The organism is Granulicella rosea (assembly GCF_900188085.1).
Lineage (GTDB): Bacteria > Acidobacteriota > Terriglobia > Terriglobales > Acidobacteriaceae > Edaphobacter > Edaphobacter rosea.
On sequence record NZ_FZOU01000007.1, the window covers coordinates 172,695 to 189,737 of the forward strand.

General features: G+C 64.7%; 15 protein-coding genes. 7 read left to right on the forward strand and 8 right to left on the reverse strand.

Annotation, left to right across the window (positions count from 1 at the left end):
• Positions 1–10: 10 nt before the first annotated feature.
• From CHB87_RS17835 to mltG, 3 genes are all read right to left on the reverse strand, one after another.
• Positions 11–307, reverse strand: coding sequence for a hypothetical protein (locus tag CHB87_RS17835; RefSeq protein ID WP_089409788.1), 297 nt, complete (start codon positions 305–307; stop codon positions 11–13).
• 158 nt (positions 308–465) lie between these two features.
• Positions 466–1,332: a LolA-like protein gene (locus CHB87_RS17840; protein WP_245818072.1), complete on the reverse strand. Its 867-nt coding sequence runs from the start codon at positions 1,330–1,332 to the stop codon at positions 466–468.
• Positions 1,333–1,531: 199 nt separating this feature from the next.
• Positions 1,532–2,509 (reverse strand): endolytic transglycosylase MltG, encoded by a 978-nt coding sequence (gene mltG / locus CHB87_RS17845; protein ID WP_089409789.1) that lies wholly within the window; start codon positions 2,507–2,509, stop codon positions 1,532–1,534.
• 333 nt (positions 2,510–2,842) lie between these two features.
• Between mltG and CHB87_RS17850 the strand changes: the two genes are divergently transcribed.
• A complete protein-coding gene (locus tag CHB87_RS17850) occupies positions 2,843–4,090 on the forward strand; it encodes a D-alanine--D-alanine ligase family protein (protein ID WP_089409790.1) in 1,248 nt (415 codons plus the stop codon).
• Between the two features lie 369 nt (positions 4,091–4,459).
• Positions 4,460–5,776: a GGDEF domain-containing protein gene (locus CHB87_RS17855; RefSeq protein WP_089409791.1), complete on the forward strand. Its 1,317-nt coding sequence runs from the start codon at positions 4,460–4,462 to the stop codon at positions 5,774–5,776.
• A gap of 264 nt (positions 5,777–6,040) precedes the next feature.
• Here CHB87_RS17855 and CHB87_RS17860 read toward each other — a convergent pair whose 3' ends face one another.
• Positions 6,041–7,087 carry a Gfo/Idh/MocA family protein gene (locus CHB87_RS17860; RefSeq protein WP_089409792.1) on the reverse strand — a complete coding sequence of 349 codons (1,047 nt, stop codon included), beginning with the start codon at positions 7,085–7,087 and terminating at the stop codon, positions 6,041–6,043.
• 3 nt (positions 7,088–7,090) lie between these two features.
• Entirely contained in the window at positions 7,091–7,315 is a 225-nt protein-coding gene (locus CHB87_RS17865) for a hypothetical protein (protein WP_089409793.1), read from the reverse strand.
• Between the two features lie 91 nt (positions 7,316–7,406).
• Between CHB87_RS17865 and CHB87_RS17870 the strand changes: the two genes are divergently transcribed.
• From CHB87_RS17870 to CHB87_RS17885, 4 genes are all read left to right on the forward strand, one after another.
• Positions 7,407–8,984, forward strand: a complete 1,578-nt coding sequence (locus tag CHB87_RS17870; RefSeq protein ID WP_245818073.1) for a hypothetical protein — start codon at positions 7,407–7,409, stop codon at positions 8,982–8,984.
• A gap of 312 nt (positions 8,985–9,296) precedes the next feature.
• The gene (locus CHB87_RS17875; RefSeq protein ID WP_089409795.1) at positions 9,297–9,752 is read left to right on the forward strand and encodes a nucleoside deaminase; all 456 of its coding nucleotides are present in this window, start codon (positions 9,297–9,299) and stop codon (positions 9,750–9,752) included.
• The gene (locus tag CHB87_RS17880) at positions 9,749–10,240 is read left to right on the forward strand and encodes a DinB family protein (protein WP_089409796.1); all 492 of its coding nucleotides are present in this window, start codon (positions 9,749–9,751) and stop codon (positions 10,238–10,240) included. Before CHB87_RS17875 ends, CHB87_RS17880 begins: the two co-directional genes overlap by 4 nt.
• Before the next feature lie 37 nt (positions 10,241–10,277).
• Complete coding sequence (locus CHB87_RS17885) at positions 10,278–10,754, forward strand: VOC family protein (RefSeq protein WP_176441844.1); 477 nt, start codon at positions 10,278–10,280, stop codon at positions 10,752–10,754.
• 260 nt (positions 10,755–11,014) lie between these two features.
• Here the strand turns inward: CHB87_RS17885 and CHB87_RS17890 are convergent, their stop codons facing one another.
• Positions 11,015–12,391: an APC family permease gene (locus CHB87_RS17890; protein ID WP_089409797.1), complete on the reverse strand. Its 1,377-nt coding sequence runs from the start codon at positions 12,389–12,391 to the stop codon at positions 11,015–11,017.
• A gap of 139 nt (positions 12,392–12,530) precedes the next feature.
• On the opposite strand from CHB87_RS17890, the gene CHB87_RS17895 reads away from it, so the two are divergent.
• Entirely contained in the window at positions 12,531–12,770 is a 240-nt protein-coding gene (locus tag CHB87_RS17895; RefSeq protein ID WP_089409798.1) for a DUF6496 domain-containing protein, read from the forward strand.
• 147 nt (positions 12,771–12,917) lie between these two features.
• Here the strand turns inward: CHB87_RS17895 and purF are convergent, their stop codons facing one another.
• Together purF and purL are read right to left on the reverse strand one after the other, a co-directional pair.
• A complete protein-coding gene (gene purF / locus CHB87_RS17900; RefSeq protein ID WP_089409799.1) occupies positions 12,918–14,378 on the reverse strand; it encodes an amidophosphoribosyltransferase in 1,461 nt (486 codons plus the stop codon).
• A gap of 182 nt (positions 14,379–14,560) precedes the next feature.
• A complete protein-coding gene (purL, locus tag CHB87_RS17905) occupies positions 14,561–17,041 on the reverse strand; it encodes a phosphoribosylformylglycinamidine synthase subunit PurL (RefSeq protein WP_089409800.1) in 2,481 nt (826 codons plus the stop codon).
• Between the last annotated feature and the right edge of the window lie 2 nt (positions 17,042–17,043).

The following is a 17,043-nucleotide window of genomic DNA, read 5'->3' on the forward strand; positions in this document are numbered from 1 at the left end:
AGCCAGATCGTTACGGGCTCAGCAGAATCGAACCGAACATGATCGCAATCCCAATAGCGGCAAAAGAGTAGGTTGCCATCAGAGGCCACGCCGGAGCCTGGCCATCCGCCACGAGCTTTCGATAGGCCCTTCGCACATCCCCTTGTAGGGCAAAATACCCCGTCCAACCCTTTGCACGCACGGCCACGTATTGGTGCAACACGCCGCCGACGATGAAAAGCACGAGACCAGCCAGGCACCCAAGAGATGTCCTATCCATATGGAAAGCTGCAGCTTGACTTGCTATGAGGAGCGTGCGCAGATCCATCCTTCAAGCGTACCTCAGCGGCTGAAGCCGCAATGCAAACACGGTAGTTACGGCACGGCTGAAGCCGTGCCCATAAGCAAAACCGAGTCTTCAGCAGCCTCCGAGGCCGCACCCTTAAGCAAACAGGTGGCAGCCTGATAGCCTGGGCACACAGCACACTACATCTTCTGAACCTTCATCCCTTCCGGGAAGTTCAGCGTGAACTGCATATCGTCCAGCTTCTGGTTCGGGATGAGCTTTGTCAGGTCGATCTGCAGCGTGTACTCGTCGACCGGCCGCTGGATGAAGATGCTCGACGGATAGTCGATCTCGCCATACTTCTGGTACTTGTCGTACTTCACGATCGTGACGATGCGTCCGTCCTGGTCGTACATATCCTGCTGGTAGGGCAGCAGGCTGACGCGGCTGATGTGGATCACGCGGGCCAGTTCCAGCTCGTGGCCGGTCTTGGTGTTCATGATCGTCAGGTCGTAGTCCGGCTCTTCGACCGCCTCCTGCTTGCGCGTCTTTTCGAGCAGAATGCGCGAGCCCCGCGTCAGCGTCACGTACTGATCCGGGTCGATGCCCGGAACCAGCATCGCGTCGCGGATGATGCCGGGCCGCAGATTTTCAAATCCCTTCTTCGAAGGCTTCACCACATCGTCGTCGCCGACGATGGCGATATTCTTCTTCGGCACGAAGAGCTTCGAGGTCTTGCCGTCGTCGACCATGTCGAGCGCGATCGAGCCCAGCAGCGGCAGCTTCAGCAGCACCTGCAGATCCTTGGGCTTGCGCAGCAGGATGTAACCGGAGAGCGTCGGCAGGTCCGCGACCTGTCCCGTGTGTTCGCCGCCCGTGCTGGCGGTCACATTGACCGACGCGGTCAGCGTGTCGACGGCCGCGTACCGGTTCGCCATACCGGTCAGCAACTGCTCGAGCGTCGCATCGAGCACATGCTCCGCCAGGACGGTTTTTGGTATGGCGCGCGTCTTGATGCCGTAACAGCCAGTCACTGCGGGCATCAGTCCGGTCAGAAGCAGCGCCACGAACCTCTGTCTACAACTGTTCAATACAGCCTTCCTTAATTCCTCACGACGCTCGATTGCGCACGCCGAAACGGGACGCGGACGCACCGCACGCCGGCAAAGCGGGGGTCGGCACATCGGCGACAGCACTTACCACTGTACCTTTTGGATGATCGGCAGGACAATTCGCTTCGCAGAGTTTGACTCCGTTTGCCGGGGATTAGTGTTCCGTCGCCTTGCGATATTCCTGCACGGCGGCGGAATGATCCTTCAGGTTGGTCGAAAAACGGCTGTGCCCGGCCGCGTCGGCCACGAAGTAAAGGTAGTCGGTCTTCGCCGGTGAGATCGCCGCCCGGAAGGCCGCGACACCCGCGTTGCAGATCGGCCCTGGCGGCAGGCCGGCGTGCTTATAGGTGTTGTAGGGCGAATCGTAGTCCAGGTCGCTGCGGTAGATCGTGCCGCGCCAGCGTCCCGCCAGCATCGCCGCATAGATGACGGTGGGGTCGGTCGCGAGCGGAATGTGCTGCGCCAGCCGGTTCTCGAAGACACCCGCCACCAGCGGCCGCTCCGACGCGACGCTCACCTCTTTTTCGACCAGCGACGCCATGATCACCGTGCGCGATACATCCTGCGTCGAGGTCAAGCCCAGCGGCAGCACCACCGCGCGGAAGCGCTTCACCATCGCCGCAACCATCTGGTCCGGCGTGGTGTGGCGGCTGAAACGGTAGGTGTCGGGGAAGAGGTAACCCTCGAGCGAGGCCGCGCCGGGGCTCAGGTCGGCGATCAGCCGGGTGTCGTTGTGCGCGGCGGTCAGGAAGGCGTCCTTCGTGCCCAGCCCCGCCGCTTCCACGGCGGCAGCGATGTCGAAGAGGTTGAAGCCCTCGGGCACGCTCACCTCGCGGGTGTAGACGTCGCCCTTGGCGATGCGCGCGTAGACCTCGGCGACAGTCGCGGGGTGGTCGAAGCGGTACTCGCCCGCCTTCAGCACGCCGCCCTGCGTGGCGCGCACGGCCTCGAAGACGTACTTGTTCGAGATGACGCCGGCGTTCGCCAGCCTCGCCGCGATGCCTGCCGTTCCCGTGCCGGCAGGGATGTCGACAAAGGTCTCCGTGCTGGGGCCGTAGGGGACATAAAAGAAGTACGCAGCCGCGCAGCCGCCGAGAACGATGAGAAGGAGAAGGAATTTGAAGAACTTCACGGCGGCGGCCCTCGAAATACGTTGGCGATTCTTGAGAAAGTCAGCCTGTCACCGAACGAAACGCAGGTCCTTCGCTACACTCAGGATGACAAACTTCGCGTTGCAAGCGGACGACTCACACATCGAAACTCTGAAGCCCCGCCCCGAAAGCGTTGTCATCCTGAGCAAAGCGAAGGACCTGCGTTCTTTTCCGCATGGCGACTGTCTCCAGTTTACGGCGATACGCCCGGCAGGAGCAGGAGGAATCAAGCTGGTTACAAATCTGGCTCCAATCCGTTTTGTGCAAAGAAAACCCGTGCGGAGAGGCCCGCACACGGCGAGACTGAAAGAGCGATGAAAAAGAAACTGCGTGTTGGCGTGTTGTTTGGCGGCCGGTCCGGAGAGCATGAGGTCTCGCTCCTCTCGGCCGCGTCGATTCTAAAGGCGATCGACCCGAAGAAGTATGAGGTGGTCCCGATCGGGATCGACAAACAGGGCCGCTGGCTGACCGACGGCTATGCGCAGCGCCTGCTGACGGGCCAGCCCGCCGTCCCGAGCGGCATCGCCGCCCACGCGCACGACCACACCGACAATCCCGTCGAGGGCGACCCGGAGTTTTCCGGCGCCGCCGCCGTCCTGCGCAGCGGGGAAGAGGTCAACATTCCCGCGCTGCCGGCTCACCTGACCCAGAAGGGCGGGGACAAGACCATCAACCTCTCGGCCAGCGCGGATCTCGCCCAGCCGGCCGGCACGCTGGCGACCAAACTCGACGTGATCTTTCCCGTCCTGCACGGCACGTTTGGCGAGGACGGCACGATCCAGGGCCTGCTGGAGCTGGCCGACCTCGCGTACGTCGGCTCGGGCGTGCTGGGCTCCGCGGCCGGCATGGACAAGGACGTGATGAAGAAGCTCTTCGGCGCCGCCGGCCTGCCGCAGACGCCCTATCTCACGTTGACGCGCGGCGAGTGGAAGGCCGATCCGAAGCGCTGCCAGAAGGCGATCGAAAAGAAGCTGAGCTACCCGCTCTTCGTGAAGCCCGCGAATCTGGGCTCGTCAGTCGGGATCAGCAAGGTGCATGACCGGTCTGAACTCGCCGCGGCGATGGACCTGGCCGCGGGGTTCGACCGAAAGCTGGTGATCGAAGAGGGCGTCGGCGGACCGGGCGCGAAACCCCGCGAGCTGGAGGTCGCCGTGCTGGGCAACGATGCGCCGGAGGCCTCGGTCGTCGGCGAGATCGTGCCCAACCGCGAGTTCTACGACTACGAGAGCAAGTACGCGGACTCGCCCGAAGACCCGTCCGTGCCGATCATTCCGGCCGAGCTGACGAAGTCCGAGCTGAAGCAGATTCAGGCCATGGCCATTGCGGCCTTCAAGGCCTGCGACTGCGCCGGCCTCGCGCGCGTGGACTTTCTGAAGGAGCCCGGCCGGAAGGGTCGCATCTACCTGAATGAGATCAACACGATGCCCGGTTTCACGAGCATCTCCATGTACCCCAAGCTGTGGGAGGCGAGCGGCCTGAAGTACAAGGCGCTGATCGACCGGCTGATCGTGCTGGCGCGCGAGCGTCACGCGGAGAAGATGGCGACCAGCTTCAGCAAGTAGGGTGCGGGATGCTCCGTTGCGCACCGCTGTCGCAACCATTCCACGGTCATCGCCATTGCGCTGTCATCCTGAGCGAAGCGAAGGATCTGCTTTTCTCTGAAGCAGCAAGGGCGCCACGGGCAAGAAGCAGGTCCTTCGCTACGCTCAGGATGACAGCGCCAGGTGTGGATGACGGCATCGGTGCAGGCAAAGAGTACGCGTGCCGTCATTCGACACAATCAACAACTTTTCCCGTCAACTTCTTCCAAATCAACAAAAGAAATCGGCGCTCATTATCTTCCAATCGAAATGAACGAATAATTCTTATTTATTCCCGGTTGCAACACGTGTAGAGTTCGAGGTGCGAGCCCATCCAGAGAAGGCGGCTGCTTGATCCCCTCCATTGTCCCGGACTACGGTGTTCTGACCTCGATCCTATCTCTAGCGGTCTTCCTCGGCGCGTTCCGGCCGCTGGTCCGCAGGGCGGGACCGCACGTCAACCTGTGGTTTGTCGGCTGGACCTGCATGCTCGTCCACTACATCGCGCTCTTCCTGCTGCCGAGCACGGGCGCGGTCCATACCGTCTGCAGCCTGACCGCCGTCTGGGCGCTGGAGCTTTGCGCGCTCGTCTTCATGCGCGCCGCGGGCAACGGACCCATCACGCGCGTGGGCTGGGTGCTGACGGCGGAGATTGCCGTGCCGGTTCTGCTGCAATCGGCGCTCTCGGTCCTGCGCGGCGCGGGCAACCGGCCAGCGATGCTGGTCTTTGGTCTGCTGCTGATTCCCATCACGCATCTGGTGCTGCATAAGGCGTATAAGTCTCGCCCGTATGCCTCGGCCGCGATGGCGGCGGCCGTGCTGACGCTGTACTACCTGGGGCTGCATGGCGCGACGCCCGAGGAGATCACGGACGGCGTGCTCGCGATCCTCTTCCTGAGCGCCGCGTACCTCTACAGCTCGCACGCCCGGCGCGTGAGCCGCGCGGTGCTGTGCGCGGTGACCGGCCTGGCCGGGTGGGGCATCACCTTTCTGATCGCGGCGGCGTTTCACCGCTTCGCGCCCGAGGTGCACCTGAACCGGACCGTCATGTCGATGCCGCAATATCTGGTCGTCGCGGCCATCATTCTGAACCTGCTCGAAGAGCACATGCTGCATACCGAGCGGATGGCCATGCACGACGCCCTGACCGGGCTGCCCAATCGCCGGCTCTTCGAAGGCCGGTTCGCCGACGCCATGGCCGACTCCCGGCGCCTGGGCGCGCCGATCGCCTGCCTGGTGATCGACGTGGACAACTTCAAGTTCATCAACGACACGATGGGGCACTACACCGGCGACGAGCTGCTGAAGGCGCTCGCCACACGGCTGAGCTGGCACATGGGCCCGGCCGACATGCTGGCGCGCACCGGCGGCGACGAGTTTACGGCGCTGCTGGCCGGCGTACGCGACGAGTATCACCTGCGATTCATCGCCAGCGCGATGATGTCGGCGGCAAGCGTGCCGCTTGAGATCGACGGCGTCTCCGTGGAGTTCCACATCAGCGTCGGCATCGCGGTCTCGCCGGCGGACGCGGACGACGTGCAGGGACTGCGCCGCGCGGCCGACGACGCGATGTACCGCGCCAAACGCCAGGGCGGCAGCCTGCTGGCCTTCGCCGGAGACCCCGACCCAGAGTTGGAGTCCGACGGCCCGCTGCCGTTCCGGCTGTAGTTTTGGCAGCAATCGAAGTCTTCAAGACCAACGAGTCAGTTGCCCTGCTTAAGGCACGGCTTTAGCCGTGCCACTTTTGCTGCGTTGGAATTGCGGCTTTAGCCGCTGAGGTACGCTTTCGTCTGTAATGGCCTGAACAACAAAACGTACCCCAGCGGCTAAAGCCGGATTCGTGGCCGGGCATAGCGGCATGGCTGAAGCCATGCCCTTAACAAGCAACTGACTCGTTGAAAGAAGCGGCAAGATGCGAATCGGAGCTACGCTCTACAACCCAGTCCGCCGCGTATGCGCCGCGATCGCCTCGGTGATGTCGAGCGCCAGCGCCAGCGCCCGGCGTCCGGCGTGGCCGTCGACCACCGGCGTCGTCCGGGTCGTGACGGCGTTCAGGAACGACTCCAGCTCCAGCTTCAGCGGCTCGCCCGGCTCGACGGGAATCTTGCGCATGGAAAGGCCTGCCGTGGGGTGCTTCGGCTCGCCCGGCGCCTCGGGTTTGGAGTGCTTTTCGACCAAAGCGGTCAACTGCTCGGCGGTCAGCCCGGCGGCGGCGGTCACGTCGATCATCAGCAGGTCCTGCCGGGCGAAGTCCAGCGAAAGATACTGGTGCGGCTGGAAGAAGCGAAGTTTTCTTACCCGCTCGGTGGACACGCGGCTGGCGGTAAAGTTCGCGATGCAGCCGTTCTCGAACTCCAGCCTGACGTTCGCGATATCGACCGTGGGCGAGAGCACCGGCAGACCCACGGCGCGCACCTCGCGCACCGGCGAGTCGACGAACGAGAGCACGATATCGAGATCGTGGATCATCAGGTCGAGCACCACGTCCACGTCCAGCGAGCGCGGCGTGAAGACGCTAAGGCGGTGCGACTCGAAGAACATGGGCCGGTTCAGGTGCGCGCGCGCCGCGCCGACGGCGGGATTGAACCGTTCGAGGTGGCCGACCTGCACGATGCGGCCATGCCGCGCGGCGACGGCGAGGATCTCGTCGGCCTGCTCGCGCGTGGCCGCGATGGGTTTTTCGATCAGCACGTCCAGCCCGGCCTCGAGCAGCAGGACCGCCGTCGACGCGTGATGCACGGTCGGGACGCAGACGCTCGCAGCCGTCAGCCGCAGGCCGGTCGCCAGCAGCTCCTCCACCGACGCGAAGCCGGGGACGCCGTACTGGGCGCAGGCCTGCGCGAGCACGGCGGGGTTGCCATCGACGACCGCAGCCAGCACCACCGGCTGGCCCGCGGCCTCAAGCTCGCGGTAGACGCGCAGGTGGTTGCGCCCGAAGGCGCCGGCGCCGACGACGGCTAAACGTGTGATCTCCGGCAAGACTTACTTCTCGATCGGGGCTTCGACCGCCTCGCGGCAGCGGGTGTAAAGCTCGAGCAGGCTGGCGACCTTATCGTCTTCCTTTGCCGCGCTGGGCGCGACGAAGCCGGTGGTCGAGCCGGTGCTCTTGCCGGAGAGGTTGGCGTGCGAGGCGACGAACTTGAGCAGGTCGAGCGCGATGTCTTCGGTGCGGCGAGCGGCGGAGCTGGGGGTGCTGGTAGCGTCCATGGTAAGTCGGTTCCCTTTCGGTGCTGATGTGATGGTAGCGGGGGTGCGGAGCGGGCGCAAATCGGCGGCCGCTTCCGGGTAGAATGCGGGGATGCATCTTACGCGTGTGGGCAAAGCGATCGGGTTGGCGGCGGGTGTGGTGATGGGGGTAGCGACGTTGGGGATTGCAGGTTCGGAGCGACTCGCGGCGCCGGGGCAGATGCCGCCGAACACGGTCGCTCTTTCGGACATGATGCGCGAGCTGTCGGAGAAGCCGGGCTTCACCGACGCCGTCATGGACCAGATTCAACATGCGTCGAAGGCTGGCGCCGCGCTGCTGACGCCGACGCTGATGCACCGCATGCGCGAGCTGATCCTGGGCAAGGACTGGCAGGGGCTCGATCGCTTTCCCGGCTGGACGATGCGCGAGATCAACCCCACCGTGCGCGTGGTCGGTCATGTCGCGGGCAAGGATGAGGCGGTCGAAAAGACCGCCACGGCAGGCGGCAAGCCCTCCGGCGGCAACACGCCGGCGCCCGCCGCGCCGAAGAACGGCGGCCCGGTCGATCTGACGAAGTATCTCGACCTTGGGCCCTATGCGCTGGACGCCTCCGGTTCAGAAGACCTGGACAAGCCGTCCACGCGGCCGGGATTCTCGGAGGCTGGGCTGGTGTCGAGTCTTGGCGACGGCGTCGTGCGCGGCGATGGGCCGGACGAGCGCGTGGCGCCGATGCACTCCGAGAGCGCGCGGCTGGCCGAGGTGCTGAACCGGCTGAGCATGAATATAGGACCAGTCATCATGAGTCCGCGGCCTGACGAAAAGGAGCCATTCATCGCGTGGATGAATGGACAGGCTTCTGTCACTCCTGAAGAACTCATGCAGGCTCTCATCGCCACCGGCCACGACGTCATGGTGGCCGACTCCCGCTACTTCGCCAACTTCGGCCACTTCCACTACAAGGGCCAGGACGTGATGATGCCGTTCTGGGTGAACGCGCAGATTGTCGTGCCGGGGACGAACCGGCCGCTGCTCGTCCCGGTCTCGCATGCGGAGTACGAGTGGTTCATACGCGGCCCGAAGATCAACGCGGACGTCAGCTTCTACTTCGGCATCGACGGCAAGGCCGAGTTCCGCACCATGGACCAGAAGGACCAGCCCTGGGTGATGAACCGGCACGCGCATGAGTATCGCGGCAAGGACGCCGTCGAGGTCACCCGGCTGACCGGCCGCATGATCCAGACCTACGCCCACCAGCACCAGGCTCGGCCCACCCTGCCCTTCGGCGGATACTACGCGCTGGGCGTATGCCAGGATGTCGTCGCGGCCATCGAGCTGAAGTTGACCGGCAAGACCACGCTCTTCCCCAACACCGCCGACGGCTCGCTCTTCACCGACGAGCGCGATGCGGAGATCAACGACCTGATCCGGCGCATCCCCAAGGACCGCAACGGCCGCCCGCCGGAGCCGGAGCGCATCTTCGGCTCGCTGCCGACCGAAGACCTCGCCGGCGTCACCATCCCCGGCCTCGGGCCGGACCTTGTCGCCGTCCACCAGGCCTGGCACGACGGCACCCTCGAACGCACGCGCCCGAAGTGGCGGCGGGTGATGAAGAACTCGCTCTACGGCGTGGGACTGGTGCTGGCGGTTGGCACGCTGTTGTTCGTCCGGCGGCGCAGGAACAGAGTTTAGAGTGTGGAGAGCATCGCTCGTCATCCAGCGGCAACCGCGCTTTGCTAGCGGCTTGGCTCTGGATGCGGCTGAAACTCGTTTTGCTTAAGGGCACGACTTCAGCCGTGCCACAAGTCACGCATTTGCAGTCCGGCTTTAGCCGCTGAGGTACGGTTTATGTTCGAGCAGCCACAGGACGAAAAGCGTACCTCAGCGGCTAAAGCCGCCGTAAAGCAAGGGCAGGATGGCACGGCTGAAGCCGTGCCCTTAACGTTTCGCCGCACTGTGATGCCAGCCCGGAATCTGTTCAAGCCTTTCGCACGAGGAGTCACGATGGACAACGCAAAGTACGAAGCCATGCTGAAGGTAGCCATCACCGAGGCGCGCATCGGCCTCGCCGAAGGCGGCATCCCCATCGGCGCGGCGATGTTCGACCGCGACGGCAAGCTGCTGGCCAGCGGACGCAACCGCCGCGTCCAGCAGGACGACCCATCCATCCACGGCGAGACCGACGCCTTTCGCCGCGCCGGCCGCCAGCGCAGCTACCGCGACATCACCATGGTGACGACGCTCGCGCCCTGCTGGTACTGCACCGGGCTGATCCGGCAGTTCGGCATCCGCACCGTGGTCGTCGGCGAGAGCCGGACATTCACCGGCGGCATCGACTCGCTGCGCGAGCTCGGCGTCACGGTCGTCGACCTCGACTCCGAGATATGCCGCGACCTGCTGGCGCAGTTCATCGCCGCCAAACCCGAGGTATGGAACGAAGATATCGGAGTGGACGCATGACAGCCCTGACCGGAGAACAGCTCCTCGCATGGGTGGAGACAACCTCCACCGAGTGGAAATCTCTGCTGGCCGCGCACCCGGAGGCGCTGGCCTTCCCCTGCGACGTGCGCGAGACCAGCTCCGTCGCGCAGGCGCTGCAGCACATCGTCGCCGTCGAACTGCGCTACGCCCAGGTGCTGGCGGACGCGCCGCAGTCCGACTATGCGGCGATCCCTTACGGCTCGGTCGAAGAGATCTACCGGACGCATGACGCGGCGATTTCGCTTTACCGCGAGCTGCTCGCGCGCGAGGGCTTCGACTGGGAGCGGACGGTCGAGTTCCAGACGCGCTCCGCCGGCACACTGAAGTCCAGCCGCCGGACCATCCTCGTCCATGCGCTGATGCACTCGATCCGGCACTACGCGCAGCTCGTCACGCTGGTGCGTCAGCATGGGGTGAAGCCCGGCTGGCAGATGGACTACCTTTTCATGGGCGCTGCACGAGCCTGATCGATTACACTCGGGGCATTCACAGGAGAGATTCTTCATGGATAAGCAACGCCGCGAACTGCTGACCGCGCTCACCGCCGCCGCCGGATCAGCGCTGCTGCCGGGTTCTCTTTCCGCCGCCGGACAGGCTCCTGCCGCGGACGCGTCCGCCAGGGAGACGGTCACCGGCATCGGCGGCTTCTTCTACCGGGCGCACGATCCAAAGGCGCTGGAGGCGTGGTACCACGAGCACCTCGGCATCGCCATGACCCCACGCAAGAAGGGCGATCCCGTCTGGCGCCAGCAGGCCGGCGTGACCTCTTTCTCGGCCTTCTCCGAGAAGAACGACTACTTCGACGTCGCGAAGCCGTGGATGATCAACTTCCGCGTGGCGAACCTGGAGCGGCTGGCCGCGCAGCTTACCGCGGCCGGCATCGAGGTGAAGCTGGACCCGGCCGCCTACCCCGGCATCGGCCGCTTCGCCCACCTCCACGACCCCGAGGGCAACCCCATCGAGCTGTGGCAGCCGGAATAGCGGACGCGACGAGTGTCCCGTTGTTAGGTGCGCGCCATGAGCTTGTCATCCTGAACGTAGTGAAGGACCTGCGTTCGCCTTTGTTGTTGCTTGTTCCTGCTCGGGACGCATCGTGGATTACGCGATGCTCCCGAGCGAGAACAAGCAAAAGCAACGACCAAAACAGGTCCTTCGCTGCGCTCAGGATGACAAGCGGTATGAGTGATGCGGGATGACAAGCGGCGTGAGCGGGCTGCTGTCTATCTCGCGCCGCCCGGTCTCTAAACCGTTGCAGGCTTTGCCTTGAACATCTGCCATGCGATCCCACCCGCGATATACGCCAGATACACATACGGCAGCCAGTTGTAGGGCGCCTCCGGCACGGGATACAGTGTGCCGCCGAGCGCTGCCAGCATCGCGCAGACCGCCGCGATGGACAGCCCAATGGCCGCGCCGTTCAGGTGGCCCTGCGTCTTCAGAAAGCGCGGCAGCGCGATCGCCGCAAGGCCGTAGACCGTCAGGAAGCCGTAGACCGCGAGCGACCCCGTATAGCCGTAGATGTCCATGCCGGAGACGCCCTTCGCGGCCAGCGCCATCACCGGAATCGCCGTCAGCAGGCCGGTTGCGATCACCGCCGCGCCGGGCGTGGCGTTTCTGCTGTGGGTCTTTGCAAACGAACGGTGCGCCAGACCGTCCTGTCCCATGCGCAGCAGCACGCGGGCCGCGGCGGTCAGGCAGGCGAGCGTGCAGGCAAACAGGCTGACCAGCGCGCCCAGGTCGATCAACTGGCCCAGCGGTCCGACGCCGGCATAAGCCGAAAGCGCCCGCATCGGCGCGTCCGACTTGCCCAGGTTCTGCCCCAGCGCGGCCATGCCCTGCGTCTCCAGGTACGAGCAGAGGATGAAGAAGCAGCCCGCGAAGAACGCGCTCTGGATGACCGCGCGCGGAATCGTACGCTGCGGGTTGCGCGCCTCCGTGCCCAGCGTCGTCGCGCTCTCGAAGCCCACGAAGCTGAAGATCGCCAGCACGATGCCCGGCGTCTTCACCTGCGCGACGCCATGCAGACTCAACTGCGCGAGGTCGAGATGCAGGCCGCTCTTCGCGATCAAGAGCGCCAGCACGACCGAGATCAGCACGATCGACGCGGCCTCGATCCAGAGCATCATCCGCGCCGAGACCTGCACATCGCGATACGCGATGAAGGTCGCCGCCGCCACGCAGACTAGACCCAGCAGCGGACCGGGCAGGGTATGGTGCAGCATCTGCACGGCGAAGACGTTCGCATAGTTGATGAATCCGCCGGCGACCGAACAGGCCGTCGCGACGTAAGCCAGCAGCAGCGCCCACGCCGCGATTCCACCCACCAGCGGCGGCATTGATGATGAGACATAGGTATAAACCGAGCCCGCGCAGGAGCTATAGCGCGCAAACCGGCTCACGCAGAGCCCGACCAGCAGCATCGCGATCATGGCGAGGAGATAGGCGAACCACGTGCCGGCGCCGCACAGCGCGAAGACCAGCGGGATGGTCATGGTTGGCGTGGTCGTCGGTGCGATGGTGGAGATGGACTGCGCCAGCACCTCGGTCGGCGAAAGAATGCCGGCGCGCAGGCCGGAAGACGGGATTGCTTCAACGGTGTCGACGACCATCTGCTCCATACGGAAGACTCCTGCGCTCGGTGGTTAATGTCCGAGCATAGCCGATGGCGGCGATCTCGCGAAGAGATATTGCGCAGGCCCATGCGCGGGATGCAACTCGTCCATGCCCGCGCCGCTCCTACACCGTGGAGGTTCCACCATGGCGACGAAGAAGGCGGCGGCCAAGAAGTCTCCCGCGAAGAAGACAGCGAAGAAGGCGGCGCGCAAGTACAGCCCGGCCGCAAGCAAGAGCGTCGAGACCGAGATGAAGGCGATGAAGGAAGGCAAGCTGAAGAGCGGCAGCGGCCAGAAGGTCACCGACCCGAAGCAGGCCATCGCCATCGGTCTGTCGGAGGCGCGCAAGGCCGGCAAGAAGGTTCCACCCGCGCCGGAGAAGTAGCCGTTGCTGGAGTCCCAACCTCAAATGCCCGTCATCCTGAGCAACGCGAAGGACCCCTGTATTTTGTTCGGAGCCATACGGGCTTACTGGCTCGGACGAATACAGGGGTCCTTCACTGCGTTCAGGATGACGCGCCTTCTTGCAGAATTAGAGTGCGACCGCCGGCAGAATCTCCGTCACATCGATCTGCTGGCTGGGATAGTCGCCCGTGTAGCAGGCCGTGCAGAACGAGCCTGGGGAGAGTCCGTCCGCGGTCTCGCCCTTGGTGCAGGAGTGTGTCAGACCGATCAGCGACAGGTACGCGAGCGAGTCGGCCTCGATATACTCGCGAATCTCTTCGAGCGACTTCTGCGCGGCGATCAGGTGCTCCTTTGACGGCGTGTCCACTCCATAAAAGCAGGGAGAGATCGTCGGCGGGCAGGAGATGCGCATGTGTACCTCGGTCGCGCCTGCGGCTCTCACCATCCGCACAATCTTCCGGCTTGTCGTGCCCCGGATGATCGAGTCGTCGATCAGGATCACGCGCTTGCCTTCGAGCAGATGGCGGCTCGGATTCAGCTTCATCCGCACGCCGAAGTCGCGCACTCGCTGCGTCGGTTCGATGAAGGTGCGCCCGACGTAGTGATTCCGGATCAGGCCGAAGTTGAACGGGATGCCCGACTCGGCCGCATAGCCGAGCGCGGCGGTGACGCCGGAGTCCGGCACCGGCACGACGAGGTCGGCGGGAACGCCGGATTCGCGCGCCAACTGACGCCCCATCTCCTCGCGCGACTGCTGCACCCACCGGCCATAGATGCGGCTATCGGGCCGTGCGAAGTACACGTGCTCGAAGATGCAGGAGGCCTGCGGGACGCCCTTTGAAAAGATGCGGCTGGTGACGCCCTCCTCGGAGACCATGACCAGCTCGCCCGGCTCGACATCGCGCTCGTAGGTCGCATGCAGCAGGTCGAAGGCGCAGGTCTCGGAGGCGAAGACGAACGAGTCCGGCGCGCCGTCCTTGCCCGCGATGCGGCCCATCGACAGCGGCCGGAAGCCGCGTGGATCGCGCGCGGCGAAGATGCGGTTGCGCGTCATCATGACGATCGAAAACGCGCCGTCGACCGCCGAAAGCGCCTCGGCCATGCAGTCGATCAGGGTCGAACACTTCGAGTGCGCGATGAGCTGGACGATGATCTCGGAGTCCGACGTGGTCTGGAAGATGGCGCCATCACGCTCCAGCCGCTCCTTCGCCGTGCCCAGGTTGATGAGATTGCCGTTGTGCGCGATGGCGATCAGGCCCTTGGTGGACTCGACCGAGATGGGCTGCGCGTTCAGCAGCGCCGAGTCGCCGGTGGTCGAGTAGCGCGTGTGCCCGATGGCCTGGTGGCCGGGCAACTGCTTCAGTACGTCGTCGGTGAAGATCTCGGAGACGAGGCCCATGCCCTTGCGGTCGTACACCTGCTCGCCGTCGGCGGAGGCGATGCCGCCGGACTCCTGCCCGCGATGCTGCAGCGAGTAGAGACCCCAGTAGGTGAGGCGCGCCGCGTCGGGATGGTTGTAGACGGCCATGACGCCGCACTCTTCGCGGAGCTTGTCGAAGGGCGCGTCGTCGTCTGCTTCCTCGGCCATGCTCAAACGCTCGTCATCCTGAGCGGAGCGAAGGACCCCCGTATTGAGCTTTTGTTTGTTTTTGTCTTGGTCGAAGCTAGGACGCGGCTCTCCTTCCAGCGCAGCGGCACTCCCGGCAAAATACGGGGGTCCTTCACTGCGTTCAGGATGACGGGCGGTTTGGGAGGGCGCGAAGGAGAGGCTCATGCGTACACCTCTTCGGCGAGCTGGGATTCGAGGGAGTGGGTGTAAGCCAGCTTCAACTCCTGAACGGTTGCGTCAAGCTCTGCGTCCTCATACGAGACCGTAAGACGAGTGCCGCCCGTCACGCCGATATGCTGGGCAAAGATGCGTCCGGTTAGCTCTTCGGTGATCTTTTCGATCCGCTCGAAGCCGCCGGGAGCGCAGGTGATGAGAACAGCGGAGGATGTCTCGAAGAACAGGTCGAGAACCTGCTTCGTCTCGCTCCGCGTATCGTGCGGGAAGAGCGACACCCCGATATTGTGCGCGAAAGTCGCCTTTGCGAGAGCCACTGCCAAACCGCCATCGGAGATGTCGGATGCCGAGGTGATGACACCCTCGTCGGCACAACGGCGAAGCACCTGATTGAGGATGGCCGCATCCTTGACGTCGAAGGCCGGCGGTCTTCCCCAGAGAGTTCCTGTCATGCTCTTGGCGAAGTCGCTGGAGCCGAACTCGATCAACTGATCGTCTACGCTGCGCTCTGCCACGGAGGCGGCGCCGGTCAACAGAATAACGTCGTCGCCTGCCTGCTGGAACGCGCTGGGCACCGACTTCGTCACGTCGTCGATGATCCCCACAACACCGATCACCGGCGTCGGATAGATCCCCTCACCCCTGGTCTCATTGTAGAGCGAGACGTTGCCGCCCGTGATCGGCGTGCCCAGCGCGGTGCAGGCCTCGGCGATGCCGTCGATGGCATTCGAGAGCTGCGCCATGATCTCGGGCTTTTCGGGATTGCCGAAGTTCAGGCAGTTGGTCGCGGCGACCGGCGTTGCGCCGGAGCAGGCGACCTTGCGGGCGGCCTCGGCGACAGCGTGCATCGCGCCCAGTTTGGGGTCGAGGTAGCACCAGCGGCCGTTGCCGGCGAGCGCCATCGCCAGACCGCGTTCGGGCTTCGCCGCCTTCATCGCAGCATCGCCCTGCGGGGTGGATTCCGCGATCAGGTCGGCGATCGTGTTCAGGATACCGTGGCTGCCGCCGGTTCCCTTGATGCGCATCACGCCGGCCTCGCCGCCCGGACCCTGCACGGTGTTGGTCTGGACCATCGAGTCGTACTGCTCGAAGATGTAGCGCTTATCGCAGATATTCGCGCTGGCGAGCAGCTTCTTCAGGTCGGCGGTGTAGTCGCGGGGCTTCTTCAGCTCTTCGAGCACCCATGCGGGTGGGTCCTTCGGGACCGGCGCCGTCCACGTGCCGACCGGCCGGCGGTAGACCGGCGCGTCGTCGGTGAGGGCCTTGTTCGGGATCTCGGCGACCAGCTCGCCGTGGTGGCGGACGCGCATGACGTCGTCGGCGGTGACGATGCCGACCTCGGCGCAGTCCAGTCCCCACTTCTTGAAGACGTCGAGAACCTCCTGCTCGCGGCCTTTTTCGGCGACCAGCAGCATCCGCTCCTGGCTCTCCGACAGCATGATCTCGTAGCTGTTCATGCCGGTCTCGCGCTGCGGCACGAGGTCGAGCTCGATCGACACGCCCAGCTCGCCTCGGGCGCCCATCTCGCAGGTCGAACAGGTCAGGCCGGCGGCGCCCATGTCCTGAATGCCGAGGACCGCGCCGGTCTTCATCACTTCAAGGCAGGCTTCGAGGAGGAGCTTTTCGAGGAACGGGTCGCCCATCTGGACGTTCGGCCGCTTCTGTTCGGAGCCCTCGGTGAACTCTTCGGATGCCATGGTCGCGCCGTGGATGCCGTCGCGGCCCGTCTTGGCGCCGACGTAAAACACGGGGTTGCCGACGCCGGTGGCCTTGGCGTAGAAGATCTCGTCCATCCGCACGAGGCCGAGCGCGAAGGCGTTCAGCAGCGGGTTGCCGGAGTAGCACTCCTCGAAGCGGGTCTCGCCCCCCAGGTTGGGTACGCCGAAGCAGTTGCCATAGCCGGCGACGCCGTGGACGACGCCCTGCATGGTCTGGCGGTTGCGCGCGTAGTCGATGGCATCCGTGGGGATCCCAGACGCAGGTCCCTCGGCTTCGCTCGGGATGACAGCTTTTTGGGTGGCGGCAAGCGGGCCGAAGCGCAGCGAATCCATCACCGCCAGCGGCCGCGCGCCCATGGTGAAGATGTCGCGCAGGATGCCGCCGACGCCGGTCGCCGCGCCCTGGTAGGGCTCGATGTAGCTGGGGTGGTTGTGGCTCTCGATCTTGAAGGCGCAGGCCCAGCCGTCGCCCACGTCGATGATGCCGGCGTTCTCGCCCGGTCCCTGCACGACGAGCTTGGACTCGGTCGGCAGGCGCTTCAGGTGGACGCGCGAGGATTTGTAGGAGCAGTGCTCCGACCACATGACGGAGAAGATGCCCAGCTCGGTCAGCGAGGGCGTACGGCCCAGCGCGGCTTCGATGCGGGCATACTCGTCGGCTGTGATGCTATGAGTCTTCAACAACGCCGGGGTGATGGTGCAGGGCGTCGGGGGGGTGTTTTCAGGGTGCTGAACTTGCTGATTTGGCATGG

Excerpts from the sequence above, each read along its gene's own strand:
- CHB87_RS17835 (WP_089409788.1), bottom strand. The coding sequence starts at position 307 with ATGGATCTGCGCACGCTCCTCATAGCAAGTCAAGCTGCAGCTTTCCAT.
- CHB87_RS17850 (WP_089409790.1), top strand. The coding sequence starts at position 2,843 with ATGAAAAAGAAACTGCGTGTTGGCGTGTTGTTTGGCGGCCGGTCCGGA.
- CHB87_RS17865 (WP_089409793.1), bottom strand. The coding sequence starts at position 7,315 with ATGGACGCTACCAGCACCCCCAGCTCCGCCGCTCGCCGCACCGAAGAC.
- CHB87_RS17870 (WP_245818073.1), top strand. The coding sequence starts at position 7,407 with ATGCATCTTACGCGTGTGGGCAAAGCGATCGGGTTGGCGGCGGGTGTG.
- CHB87_RS17875 (WP_089409795.1), top strand. The coding sequence starts at position 9,297 with ATGGACAACGCAAAGTACGAAGCCATGCTGAAGGTAGCCATCACCGAG.
- CHB87_RS17880 (WP_089409796.1), top strand. The coding sequence starts at position 9,749 with ATGACAGCCCTGACCGGAGAACAGCTCCTCGCATGGGTGGAGACAACC.
- CHB87_RS17885 (WP_176441844.1), top strand. The coding sequence starts at position 10,278 with ATGGATAAGCAACGCCGCGAACTGCTGACCGCGCTCACCGCCGCCGCC.
- CHB87_RS17890 (WP_089409797.1), bottom strand. The coding sequence starts at position 12,391 with ATGGAGCAGATGGTCGTCGACACCGTTGAAGCAATCCCGTCTTCCGGC.
- CHB87_RS17895 (WP_089409798.1), top strand. The coding sequence starts at position 12,531 with ATGGCGACGAAGAAGGCGGCGGCCAAGAAGTCTCCCGCGAAGAAGACA.
- purF (WP_089409799.1), bottom strand. The coding sequence starts at position 14,378 with ATGGCCGAGGAAGCAGACGACGACGCGCCCTTCGACAAGCTCCGCGAA.
- purL (WP_089409800.1), bottom strand. The coding sequence starts at position 17,041 with ATGCCAAATCAGCAAGTTCAGCACCCTGAAAACACCCCCCCGACGCCC.